Annotated in this window: 14 protein-coding genes; 6 read left to right on the plus strand and 8 right to left on the minus strand. The window is 54.5% G+C overall.

What is annotated here, in order from left to right; all coding sequences use genetic code 11:
* The first annotated feature begins 50 nt into the window (after positions 1-50).
* Both AC0TOY_RS21225 and tilS read left to right on the plus strand, forming a co-directional pair.
* Complete coding sequence (locus tag AC0TOY_RS21225) at positions 51-440, plus strand: VOC family protein (RefSeq protein WP_023334583.1); 390 nt, start codon at positions 51-53, stop codon at positions 438-440.
* A gap of 58 nt (positions 441-498) precedes the next feature.
* Positions 499-1788, plus strand: coding sequence for a tRNA lysidine(34) synthetase TilS (gene tilS, locus AC0TOY_RS21230; RefSeq protein WP_473722503.1), 1290 nt, complete (start codon positions 499-501; stop codon positions 1786-1788).
* A gap of 28 nt (positions 1789-1816) precedes the next feature.
* Here tilS and rof read toward each other — a convergent pair whose 3' ends face one another.
* Together rof and AC0TOY_RS21240 are read right to left on the minus strand one after the other, a co-directional pair.
* Positions 1817-2077, minus strand: a complete 261-nt coding sequence (gene rof, locus AC0TOY_RS21235) for a Rho-binding antiterminator (protein ID WP_024907532.1) — start codon at positions 2075-2077, stop codon at positions 1817-1819.
* Positions 2064-2264, minus strand: a complete 201-nt coding sequence (locus AC0TOY_RS21240) for a YaeP family protein (protein WP_008501889.1) — start codon at positions 2262-2264, stop codon at positions 2064-2066. The genes rof and AC0TOY_RS21240 overlap by 14 nt, the downstream gene beginning before the upstream one ends.
* Before the next feature lie 196 nt (positions 2265-2460).
* Between AC0TOY_RS21240 and AC0TOY_RS21245 the strand changes: the two genes are divergently transcribed.
* From AC0TOY_RS21245 to nlpE, 3 genes are read left to right on the plus strand one after another with little or no spacing between them, the layout of a single operon-like run.
* A complete protein-coding gene (locus AC0TOY_RS21245) occupies positions 2461-3006 on the plus strand; it encodes a YaeQ family protein (RefSeq protein ID WP_196365526.1) in 546 nt (181 codons plus the stop codon).
* Entirely contained in the window at positions 3003-3425 is a 423-nt protein-coding gene (gene arfB / locus AC0TOY_RS21250; protein WP_028018285.1) for an alternative ribosome rescue aminoacyl-tRNA hydrolase ArfB, read from the plus strand. The genes AC0TOY_RS21245 and arfB overlap by 4 nt, the downstream gene beginning before the upstream one ends.
* Before the next feature lie 34 nt (positions 3426-3459).
* Positions 3460-4158 (plus strand): envelope stress response activation lipoprotein NlpE, encoded by a 699-nt coding sequence (gene nlpE, locus AC0TOY_RS21255; RefSeq protein WP_048028427.1) that lies wholly within the window; start codon positions 3460-3462, stop codon positions 4156-4158.
* A gap of 47 nt (positions 4159-4205) precedes the next feature.
* Here the strand turns inward: nlpE and proS are convergent, their stop codons facing one another.
* The 6 genes from proS to metN form a co-directional block, all read right to left on the minus strand.
* Entirely contained in the window at positions 4206-5924 is a 1719-nt protein-coding gene (gene proS / locus AC0TOY_RS21260) for a proline--tRNA ligase (RefSeq protein ID WP_048028425.1), read from the minus strand.
* A gap of 112 nt (positions 5925-6036) precedes the next feature.
* On the minus strand, positions 6037-6744 hold the full coding sequence (gene tsaA / locus AC0TOY_RS21265; RefSeq protein WP_473722506.1) for a tRNA (N6-threonylcarbamoyladenosine(37)-N6)-methyltransferase TrmO: 708 nt from the start codon (positions 6742-6744) through the stop codon (positions 6037-6039).
* The gene (gene rcsF, locus AC0TOY_RS21270; RefSeq protein ID WP_008501883.1) at positions 6741-7145 is read right to left on the minus strand and encodes an Rcs stress response system protein RcsF; all 405 of its coding nucleotides are present in this window, start codon (positions 7143-7145) and stop codon (positions 6741-6743) included. Before rcsF ends, tsaA begins: the two co-directional genes overlap by 4 nt.
* Positions 7146-7251: 106 nt before the next feature.
* Positions 7252-8067, minus strand: coding sequence for a methionine ABC transporter substrate-binding lipoprotein MetQ (metQ, locus tag AC0TOY_RS21275; RefSeq protein ID WP_014168729.1), 816 nt, complete (start codon positions 8065-8067; stop codon positions 7252-7254).
* 40 nt (positions 8068-8107) lie between these two features.
* The gene (locus AC0TOY_RS21280) at positions 8108-8761 is read right to left on the minus strand and encodes a methionine ABC transporter permease MetI (protein WP_003856130.1); all 654 of its coding nucleotides are present in this window, start codon (positions 8759-8761) and stop codon (positions 8108-8110) included.
* The gene (gene metN, locus AC0TOY_RS21285) at positions 8754-9785 is read right to left on the minus strand and encodes a methionine ABC transporter ATP-binding protein MetN (RefSeq protein ID WP_023310475.1); all 1032 of its coding nucleotides are present in this window, start codon (positions 9783-9785) and stop codon (positions 8754-8756) included. Before metN ends, AC0TOY_RS21280 begins: the two co-directional genes overlap by 8 nt.
* 188 nt (positions 9786-9973) lie before the next feature.
* Between metN and gmhB the strand changes: the two genes are divergently transcribed.
* Positions 9974-10540 carry a D-glycero-beta-D-manno-heptose 1,7-bisphosphate 7-phosphatase gene (gmhB, locus tag AC0TOY_RS21290; protein WP_395299814.1) on the plus strand — a complete coding sequence of 189 codons (567 nt, stop codon included), beginning with the start codon at positions 9974-9976 and terminating at the stop codon, positions 10538-10540.
* Positions 10541-10904: the final 364 nt, after the last annotated feature.

The following is a 10904-nucleotide window of genomic DNA, read 5'->3' on the forward strand; positions in this document are numbered from 1 at the left end:
AGGTGCGGGTTTTCGGTTGTAACGTTCAGGCATCATAAAAAGGAGAAGCTATGCTGGGTTTAAAAGCTGTTCATCATATTGCGATCATTGCGACCGATTACGCGAAAAGTAAGGCCTTCTACTGCGACATTCTGGGCTTTACGCTCATGAGCGAGGCCTACCGCGAAGAGCGCGACTCCTGGAAGGGCGATCTGGCGTTAAACGGGCAGTATGTGATTGAACTGTTCTCTTTTCCTTTTCCGCCTGCGCGTCCGTCCCGCCCGGAAGCCTGCGGCCTGCGCCATCTTGCCTTCAGCGTCGATGATCTGGATAGCGCAGTAAAACATCTGGAAGCGCACGGCGTGACGTGTGAAGCGATCCGCGTCGATCCGTTCACCGACAAGCGCTTTACCTTTTTCAACGACCCGGACGGCCTGCCGCTGGAGCTTTATCAGCAGTAATCTTCGTCCTGTGTGATAATGCCCGCTCAGTTCGGGCATTTTTTATGTGTAATTCCCTATGACCTTACCCGCTATCGCACACGCCGTTTCACCGTACCGCCAGCTGCTGGTGGGGTTTAGCGGTGGCCTGGATTCCACCGTTCTGCTCCATCGCCTTAAGCGCTGGCGCGACCAGGAGCCTGACGTCCAGCTGCGGGCGATGCATATTCATCACGGATTAAGTCCTCACGCAGAGGAGTGGGTGGCGCACTGCGAAGCCTTGTGTGCGGCATGGGCGATCCCGCTACTCGTCGAGCGCGTCACGCTGGTAGAGGAAGGGCTGGGCATCGAGGCGCAGGCGCGTAAAGCCCGATATGCCGCCTTTGCCGGGGCATTGCGTACAGGAGAAGCCCTGGTCACGGCCCAGCACCTGGACGATCAGTGTGAAACCTTTCTGCTGGCGCTTAAGCGGGGAAGCGGACCGGCGGGGCTTTCTGCCATGCCGGCGCGTTCGGCATTTGCCGGCACAACGTTACTGCGTCCGCTGCTTGGCGAGACGCGCGCCTCGCTTGAAGCCTGGGCGCGAGAACATCAGCTGAGCTGGATTGAAGATGAGAGCAACCAGGATGACGGGTATGATCGTAACTTTCTGCGTCTGCGCGTCCTCCCGCTATTGAGCGAGCGCTGGCCGCATTTCGCCGACGCGACGGCAAGAAGCGCTATGCTGTGTGCCGAACAGGAAACGCTGCTGGACGAGCTATTGAGTGACGAGCTGGCTGAACTGATTTCTAAAGACGGGGCGCTGGCCATTGCACCGCTGACAGCGATGAGCCCGGTACGTCGCGCCGCGCTGCTACGACGCTGGCTGGCCTCTCATTACGCTGCGATGCCGTCGCGGGCGATGCTGAGCCGTATCTGGGACGAGGTTGCCCTGGCGCGGGACGATGCTTCCCCGCGCGTCCACCTGAACGGTTTTGACGTAAGACGCTATAAAGGGGAACTCTGGTGGGTAAAATCAACGCCCTGCCTGACCGATGTGGTGCTCGACTGGCTTTCTCCTGAGCTTCCGCTGATATTGCCCGCTGAGGCAGGACGTGTCTCCCTCATACCGTCTGGTCATGTGCGGCTGCCGAAGCCCGGTGAACCGGTAACGGTACGCTTTAAGGCTGGCGGCATGCTGCATATTGTCGGGCGCAACGGGGGACGCAAGCTGAAGAAAATCTGGCAGGAGTGCAACGTACCGCCGTGGCTGCGCGACTCCACGCCGCTGCTGTTCTATGGTGAAACGTTGATTGCTGCGGCAGGGGGTTTCATCACGGAAGCGGGATGGGCGGAAGACGGGGTCAGGTTTGAGTGGCAGAAAGCGTAACGGGCAGCCTGGCTGCCCGTTAGTGTCATCAGGATTCGCTCACCACGACGGTGCCGATTTGCGGGTGGCTGAAGCTGGCTATTTTATCCAGACGCAGCTCACGCGTCGCACCGGCATCTTCCACTATCAGGTATTCCACGTTCTTACGTGAAACCAGATCGTTGGCTTTCGCCTTCAACACTTCGCCATCTTTTAGCTCCAGCGTCAGTAATAAATGATGCTGGCAGGCGAGTTCGAGGTTGTCATAGTCATCACAATTGATGGGTTGATAAGTATCATTCATCGACATAATCGCTCACCAGTAAATTCGCCGCAGCATACGCTGCTTTTTCCCTGACCGACTCTGAAAGGCTCTCATCAGAGGCCACTTCATTAAGCACTTTCAATACACAGCCCAACGCGTCCGGGACATACCCCAGATCTCCGCTGGCGATTTCCGCATACCGTTTGCGAATTAACTCACAATAATTATTCACATCCCCTCCCGCCAGCGCACTGACTTACTGTGAGATATCATTAAGCCTACGAAGATAAACTCGGTTTAGCAAGGTGACTATACCATACTCATTTAAGCAATATCAGCGCCTTGATAGCGGTGTATTTATCACCCTACAACAGCCTTTTGCCGCGGTTTTCGCTACAATGAGCGCCTGATTCGAATGGAGTTCTCTCATGGCGCTGAAAGCGACAATATATAAAGCAGTGGTCAATGTGGCCGATCTTGATCGCAACCAGTTCCTGGACGCCTCGCTGACGCTGGCACGCCACCCCTCCGAAACCCAGGAACGTATGATGCTGCGCCTGCTGGCGTGGATTAAATACGCTGACGAGCGTCTGCAATTTACCCGTGGGTTAAGCGCAGAAGACGAGCCAGAAGCCTGGCTGCGCAACGATCATCTGGGTATCGATTTGTGGATCGAACTTGGACTGCCGGACGAGCGCAGAATTAAGAAGGCTTGCACTCAGTCCGCTGAAGTGGCCTTATTCGCGTATAATCAGCGCGCTGCGGAGATTTGGTGGCAGCAAAACAAGAGCAAGTGCGGACAGTATAAAAATTTCACCGTCTGGTATCTGGATGATGAGCAACTGGCGCAGCTGAGTGACTTTGCCAGCCGGACCATGGTGTTGCAGGCGACGATTCAGGACGGTGCCATCTGGCTTTCTGATTCTCAGAATAATCTGGAAATTCATTTAACGGCGTGGCAACCGGCCTCATGATCGTCTTGTCCCGAAACGTCAGCATTCCGGACAACGAGCTGGAGATCACCGCCATCCGTGCTCAGGGGGCCGGTGGGCAGCACGTCAACAAGGCCTCAACGGCTATCCATTTGCGTTTTGACATTCGGGCCTCAAGCCTGCCAGAGTATTATAAAGAAAGTCTGCTTGCTGCCAGCCATCACCTCATCACCAGCGATGGCGTGATGGTGATCAAAGCCCAGGAATACCGCAGCCAGGAGCTCAACCGGGAAGCGGCGATCGCCAGGCTGGTGGCGGTCATCAAAGAATTAACGGCAGTGCAAAAAAGCCGCCGGGCAACGCGGCCAACCCGCGCATCGAAAGAGCGTCGGCTGTCCTCGAAGGCCCAAAAATCCACAGTGAAAGCATTACGCGGTAAAGTTCGTCGCCCGACAGAGTGACGAAAGGGAACACAAATTTCATAAGGAATTCATTGTGAAAAAAGCATTATGGTCAGCGCTGGCAGTGAGTACGCTGTTTGCGCTTTTCGGGTGTAACAACCGTTCAGAAACGCAGGTTTTGCAACCCACGCAAACGGAAGAATTAAAACCAATGCAGCAGAGCTGGCGCGGCGTATTGCCTTGCGCGGACTGTGAAGGCATTGAAACGTCCCTGTTCCTGCAAAAAGACGGCACCTGGGTGATGAATCAGCGCTATCAGGGCGGGAAAGAGCCTTCTTCTTTTGCGACTTATGGAACATGGGCGCGTACGGCGGAGAAACTTGTCCTCACCGATACCTCCGGCGAGAAAACCTGGTTCCGCCCTAAAGGTGACAGCATGGAGATGCTCGACCGAGAAGGTAATCCTATTGAATCCCAGTTCAACTACACGCTGGCACCGGTGAAAGCGGCTCTGCCCGCGACGCCGATGGCAATGCGCGGGATGTACTTCTATATGGCGGATGCGGCGATCTTTACCGACTGCGCAACCGGCAAGAAGGTTAGCGTGGCAAACAATGCCCAGCTTGAGCGTGATTACGCTGTGGCGCGCGGCAATGACAGCAAGCCGATATTGCTGACGGTGGACGGTCACTTTACGCTGGAGCCAAACCCGGATAGCGGAGAGATGGTGAAAACGCTGGTGGCGGACAAAGACGCGAAATTTATTGCGGGCAAAGACTGTAACAGCAAATAAGCTGACGTAGCGCCATTAAAAAACCCCGCCTGAGCGGGGTTTTTTGTTTAGCCTTTGATGGCTTTCACCAGGTAATCAAGAATGTCGCCGGTCTTGATCATCTGTTTTTCGCCACTACGACGGTATTTGTATTCAATCTCGTCGCTGTCGAGGTTACGGTCGCCGATCACGACGGTGTGTGGGATACCGATCAGTTCCATATCGGCAAACATCACGCCCGGACGCTCTTTACGGTCATCCATCAGCACTTCGATACCCTGCGCACGCAGCTCGGCATACAGCTTCTCGGCCAGCTCCTGCACGCGGTAAGACTTGTGCATGTTCATTGGCAGAATAGCGACCTGGAACGGCGCGATGTTGTCCGGCCAGACGATGCCGCGCTCGTCGTAGTTCTGCTCAATCGCCGCAGCTACCACGCGCGTCACCCCGATACCGTAGCAACCCATGGTCAGGATCTGGTTACGGCCATCTTCACCCTGAACGGCGGCGTTCAGCGCGCGCGAGTATTTATCGCCCAGCTGGAAGATGTGACCCACTTCGATACCGCGCTTGATCATCAGGGTACCCTGACCGTCCGGGCTTGGGTCGCCTGCGACCACGTTACGGATGTCAGCCACTTCCGGCGTCGCCACGTCGCGATCCCAGTTGATGCCGAAGTAGTGTTTACCGTCGATGTTCGCACCAGCGGAGAAGTCGCTCATCGCGGCTACCGTGCGGTCAATAACAACAGGCACCGGCATATTCACCGGACCGAGAGAACCTGGCCCAGCATTGACCACGGCGCGGATTTCCGCTTCAGTGGCGAACGTCAGCGGGCTGGCGACCTGCGGCAGCTTCTCGGCTTTCACTTCGTTCAGCTCGTGATCGCCACGCACCAGCAGGGCAACCAGCGGGTAAGCGCTCCCTTCGGTGGATTTCACCAGCAGGGTCTTAACGGTTTTTTCGATTGGCAGGTTGAACTGCTCAACCAGCTCGGCAATGGTTTTCGCGTTTGGCGTATCAACCAGCGTCATCTCTTGCGTTGCCGCAGCACGCGGTTCTTTTGGTGCCAGCGCTTCTGCAAATTCGATGTTCGCGGCGTAATCAGAGGAGTCAGAGAAGATCACATCGTCTTCACCGCTCTGCGCCAGAACCTGGAATTCATGGGATGCGCTACCGCCGATGGAGCCGGTATCAGCCTGCACAGCGCGGAAGTCCAGACCCATGCGGGAGAAGATTTTGCTGTATGCCGCGTACATTGCGTCGTACGTCTCTTGCAGGGATTCCTGAGAGGTATGGAAAGAGTAGGCATCTTTCATCAGGAATTCGCGAGAGCGCATGACGCCGAAACGTGGGCGAACTTCGTCACGGAACTTGGTCTGGATCTGGAAGAAGTTCAGCGGCAGCTGTTTGTAAGAGCTCAGCTCATTACGAATCAGGTCGGTAATGACTTCTTCATGCGTTGGGCCGAGAACGAACGGACGCTCGCCGCGATCGACGAAGCGCAGCAGTTCAGGGCCATATTGTTCCCAACGGCCACTCTCCTGCCACAGGTCAGCGGGCTGAACCACAGGCATGGACACCTCGATAGCACCGGCGTTGTTCATCTCTTCACGCACGATGTTTTCGACTTTTTTCAGGACGCGCACGCCGGTCGGCAGCCAGGTGTATAACCCGGAGGCCAGCTTGCGGATCATCCCGGCGCGCAGCATCAGCTGATGGCTGATCACTTCGGCGTCGGCAGGCGTCTCCTTCAGAGTGGAGAGCAGATATTGGCTAGTACGCATGTTGTTACGGTTCCATTTCGACGATTGGAACAGGCTGAAACACCAGCCTGACACAAAAAAAGTGGTTTAGTTTACCAGTGTGGCAAAGATGCCAAAAGAGAGGAGAACAAAATTACCTGGGTTCCAGGGCAAACACTTCAAAACCTGCCCCGGTGACGCGCCAGCGAACGTTAAAATCCAGCAGCCAGACGGCGTACGTTTTTCCCGCTTCCTCTTCTTTACGGTAGGCCGGACGTGGGTCCTGTGCCAGCACTTCGGTGATGAAATCCCGTAAGCGAGGATAGCGTTTCTCCAGTTGATCGAGCTGCGAGGCGAGCTCAGGGGTAAAATACACCGGCATATCCGCCTGTGGTGCGTCCTGGGCATAGCTTGCACGCGCGTCCGGAAGGGCTTCGGCGAAGGGTAAATAGGGTTTGATGTCGATCACCGGCGTGCCGTCGACCAGGTCCAGGCTACCTAACTCAAGTATCACCTGATCTTTCTGGCAGCGTATGCCTTTCAGTTCAACCAGCGACATGCCAACCGGGTTTGGACGAAAGGTCGAGCGCGTCGCAAACACCCCCATTCTCGCATTGCCGCCAAGACGAGGAGGACGCACGGTAGGACGCCAGCCGCCTTCCATCGTCTGGTGAAACACGAACACCACCCACAGATGGCTGAACGCCTCGAGCCCGCGTACCGCATCGGCCTGATTGTAAGGCGGAATCAGGTGAAGCTCACCGCGTCCGCTGGTGACAAGACCGGGCTGGCGGGGGACGGCGAACTTCTCTTTATAAGGAGAGTGGATAACGCCTATCTGCTCGAACTGAAATGCACTCATTTCGCCGTGATGTTCAGCGCAGAACCGATGCACACCGCCTGACGGTAGCAGCCCGGCGTGCCGCTGGTGACTTCACAGCTGTGCAGCAGGACCGCGTTAGCTTTCATTTTTGCGGCATTAATCTGCATGCGTTTACGCGCAGTCGGAATATTCGGTGGTGAGTCCTGATTGGTCGCCTGACAGGATTCGCCGCTCACTTCGCCCAGTTCACGGAACGGTTTACCGACGAGTTCGTCCGCTTTCGTGATAATGCGAACCGGCGCAGGGCGAACCACTTTCGGTTTCGCAGGCTCGGTCTTTGGCGGGGTTGCCGTGCTTTGAACAGGTTCAACGGGAGATCTGCTTAGCATAGAACAGCCGCTCAGCATGAGTGCTAAAAGACAGATCGGTAAAGCACGCATAATATTTCCTCAATGGATAATCAAAACGTCAGATATTGAATCAGTTGACTGCACAAATGACAAGACGGGCATAAGCCCGTCCTGATGATATTACACTGAGGTGAGATTACCAGCCTTTAACAGCGCCGCCGTTAAACACTTTGTTGGCTTCCTGGTAAACTTCGTCTGACTGATAGGCCTGAACGAATTTCTTCACGTTTTCCGCGTCCTTGTTGTCTTCGCGAGTCACGATCAGGTTAACGTACGGGGAGTCTTTATCTTCAACGAAGATACCGTCTTTGGCTGGCGTCAGGCCAATCTGGCTGGCGTACGTGGTGTTGATAACGGCCAGAGCAATCTGCGCATCGTCCAGAGAACGTGGCAGCTGCGGTGCTTCCAGTTCAACGATTTTCAGATTTTTCGGGTTCTCGGTGACGTCCAGAACGGTTGGCAGCAGGCCAACACCGTCTTTCAGTTTGATCAGGCCCACTTTCTGCAGCAGCAGCAGGGAACGACCAAGGTTAGTTGGGTCGTTAGGCACGGCAACCTGAGAACCCGGCTGCAGTTCGTCCAGTGATTTAATTTTCTTAGAGTAACCGGCAATCGGATAAACGAAGGTGTTACCGACACCCACCAGTTTATAACCACGATCTTTGATCTGCTGGTCCAGGTATGGCTTATGCTGGAAGGCGTTGGCGTCGATATCGCCTTTGCTCAGCGCTTCGTTCGGCAGAACGTAATCGTTGAAGGTCACCAGCTCCACGTCCAGGCCATACTTCTCTTTTGCCACTTTCTGAGCAACTTCCGCAACCTGCTGTTCTGCACCCACGATAACGCCCACTTTAATGTGGTTTGGATCCTTTTCGTCCTGACCGCAACCCACCAGTGCCAGAGAGCCGATCAGCGCGCCTACTGCTGCGAAGGTCTTTAATTTAAACGCCATGTTTTATCCTTAACTCGTAGAGTTTGTGTTGTGTGTAACGTTATTTATGCGTAACAGCCCGGACGATGCGATCGCCAGAGAACTGGATTAAGTAAACCAGAACAACCAGCAATACCAGAACGGTATTCATCACGGTCGCGTTATATCCAATATAGCCGTACTGGTAACCAATCTGACCTAAACCGCCCGCGCCTACGGCACCGCCCATCGCCGAATAACCGACCAGGGTGATAAGCGTAATGGTTGCCGCATTCACCAGCCCTGGCAGTGCCTCCGGCAGCAGAACCTTGCGGACGATCTGCATCGGCGTGGCACCCATCGCACGGGAAGCTTCGATCAAACCGGTTGGGATTTCCAGCAGGGCGTTTTCCACCATACGGGCGATAAACGGCGCAGCGCCAACGGTCAGCGGAACGATCGCCGCCTGCAGACCGATAGACGTTCCGACGATCACGCGGGTAAACGGAATCATCCACACCAGTAAAATAATGAACGGGATAGAACGGAAGATGTTCACCAGCGCAGAGAGCGTACGGTACAGCTTCGCGTTCTCAATGATTTGACCCGGACGCGTCACGTACAGCAACACGCCGACCGGCAGGCCAATCACAAAACCAAAGAAGCCAGAGACAAAGGTCATTGCCAGCGTTTCCCAAACGCCGCGAACCAGCAGCCACATCATCGGCTCAGACATAACCCAGTACCTCTACTTTTACGTGATGTTCTTGCAGCCAGGCAATGGCTGCCTGGGTTTCTTCTTGTGTGCCGTGCATTTCTGTCAGCATGATGCCGAACTTAACGCCACCGGCGTAATCCATCTGCGCGCTGATGATGTTGTTGTTCACGTTAAAGCGACGTGCGGTTTCGGAAAGCAGGGGGGCATCAACGGACTGACCGGTGAACTCCATGCGCAGCATCGGGACGCTGTCAGCAGCGGGTTCGGTTTTCAAGCGCTCCAGATAGTCTTCCGGAATATCCAGATGCAGCGTGGACTGGATGAACTGCTGCGCCAGCGGGGTTTTCGGATGCGAGAACACTTCACTTACCGTGTCCTGCTCGATCAGTTCACCGTTGCTGATGACCGCCACGCAGTCACAGATGCGTTTCACCACATCCATCTCGTGCGTAATAAGGAGGATCGTCAGGCCCAGGCGACGATTAATGTCCTTCAGCAGTTCCAGAATCGAACGCGTGGTTGCCGGATCCAGTGCGCTGGTGGCTTCATCGCACAGCAGTACCTTAGGATTGCTTGCCAGCGCGCGGGCAATGGCCACACGTTGTTTTTGCCCACCGGACAGATTTGCCGGGTAGCTATCATGTTTGTCGCCCAGACCCACGAGGTCGAGCAGTTCGGTGACGCGACGCTTCACTTCTTCTTTCGGCGTGTTATCCAGCTCAAGCGGTAAGGCAACGTTGCCGAACACGGTGCGGGAGGCCAGCAGGTTAAAGTGCTGGAAAATCATGCCAATCTGACGACGCGCTTTGGTGAGTTCTTTCTCTGAAAGGGCGGTAAGTTCCTGGCCGCCAACTTCTACGCTGCCCTGGGTTGGGCGCTCAAGCAGGTTAACACAACGGATCAGCGTGCTTTTACCTGCACCCGATGCGCCAATGACGCCATAAATTTGACCAGCAGGAACATGCAGGCTGACGTTGTTCAGCGCCTGAATGGTTCGGTTCCCCTGCTGGAACACTTTGGTGATATTGGAAAGTTTAATCATTAGATTATTTTTATCGTATGTAAGTTAGCCGTGGCATTTTCTTCTGCCAGATACGGGTGATGACCGTAAACAAAACGGATGTTAAGGCATCCAGACGTCTAAATCAATCCAACTCTGTACGATGAGCACTTTATTGCGCTGCGATTCATGAGATACTAGTCGAACATGCCTTTTTCAGGAGCAAACCGGTGGCAAAATCAGTACCCGCAATTTTCCTCGATCGTGACGGCACTATTAATGTGGATCACGGTTATGTCCATGAGATTGATGAGTTCGAGTTTATCGAGGGCGTAATAGATGCCATGCGCCAGCTGAAAGAGATGGGCTATGCGCTGGTGGTGGTGACGAACCAGTCCGGTATTGCACGCGGTAAATTTACCGAAGCGCAGTTTGAGACGCTGACGGAATGGATGGACTGGTCACTGGCCGACCGCGGTGTGGATCTCGATGGTATCTACTATTGTCCGCATCACCCACAGGGAACCGTAGAAGAATATCGTCAGACCTGTGATTGCCGTAAGCCGCATCCGGGGATGTTCATCTCTGCGCAGGAGTTCCTGCACATTGATATGGCGGCTTCTTATATGGTGGGCGATAAACTGGAAGATATGCAGGCAGCTGCAGCAGCGGGTGTAGGGACCAAAATATTAGTGCGCACCGGCAAGCCTGTGACGCCAGAAGCTGAGAATGCGGCGGATTGGGTAATTAATAGTCTGGCCGAGCTGCCAAAAGAGATTAAAAGGCACCAAAAATAGCCTTTCTGGTGAAAAGATGAGCGGTTGAAATAAAAATGCATTTTTCCGCTTGTCATTCCTCGGCGGCCCCCTATAATGCGCCTCCATCGACACGGCGGATGTGAATCACTTCACACAACAAGCGGTTCGGTTGAAGAGAAAAAATCCTGAAATAACGGGTTGACTCTGAAAGAGGAAAGCGTAATATACGCCACCTCGCAACGATGAGCGAAAGCCGCGTTGCACTGCTCTTTAACAATTTATCAGACAATCTGTGTGGGCACTCAAAGTGACATGGATTCTTAATGTCTTCGGACAATAAATGAATACCAAGTCTCTGAGTGAACATACGTAATTCATTACGAAGTTTAATTCACGAGCATCA

The sequence above is a fragment of the Enterobacter sp. PL_is379 genome (assembly GCF_055817355.1).

Excerpts from the sequence above, each read along its gene's own strand:
- AC0TOY_RS21225 (WP_023334583.1), top strand. The coding sequence starts at position 51 with ATGCTGGGTTTAAAAGCTGTTCATCATATTGCGATCATTGCGACCGAT.
- tilS (WP_473722503.1), top strand. The coding sequence starts at position 499 with ATGACCTTACCCGCTATCGCACACGCCGTTTCACCGTACCGCCAGCTG.
- rof (WP_024907532.1), bottom strand. The coding sequence starts at position 2,077 with ATGTCGATGAATGATACTTATCAACCCATCAATTGTGATGACTATGAC.
- AC0TOY_RS21245 (WP_196365526.1), top strand. The coding sequence starts at position 2,461 with ATGGCGCTGAAAGCGACAATATATAAAGCAGTGGTCAATGTGGCCGAT.
- arfB (WP_028018285.1), top strand. The coding sequence starts at position 3,003 with ATGATCGTCTTGTCCCGAAACGTCAGCATTCCGGACAACGAGCTGGAG.
- proS (WP_048028425.1), bottom strand. The coding sequence starts at position 5,924 with ATGCGTACTAGCCAATATCTGCTCTCCACTCTGAAGGAGACGCCTGCC.
- tsaA (WP_473722506.1), bottom strand. The coding sequence starts at position 6,744 with ATGAGTGCATTTCAGTTCGAGCAGATAGGCGTTATCCACTCTCCTTAT.
- rcsF (WP_008501883.1), bottom strand. The coding sequence starts at position 7,145 with ATGCGTGCTTTACCGATCTGTCTTTTAGCACTCATGCTGAGCGGCTGT.
- metQ (WP_014168729.1), bottom strand. The coding sequence starts at position 8,067 with ATGGCGTTTAAATTAAAGACCTTCGCAGCAGTAGGCGCGCTGATCGGC.
- AC0TOY_RS21280 (WP_003856130.1), bottom strand. The coding sequence starts at position 8,761 with ATGTCTGAGCCGATGATGTGGCTGCTGGTTCGCGGCGTTTGGGAAACG.
- metN (WP_023310475.1), bottom strand. The coding sequence starts at position 9,785 with ATGATTAAACTTTCCAATATCACCAAAGTGTTCCAGCAGGGGAACCGA.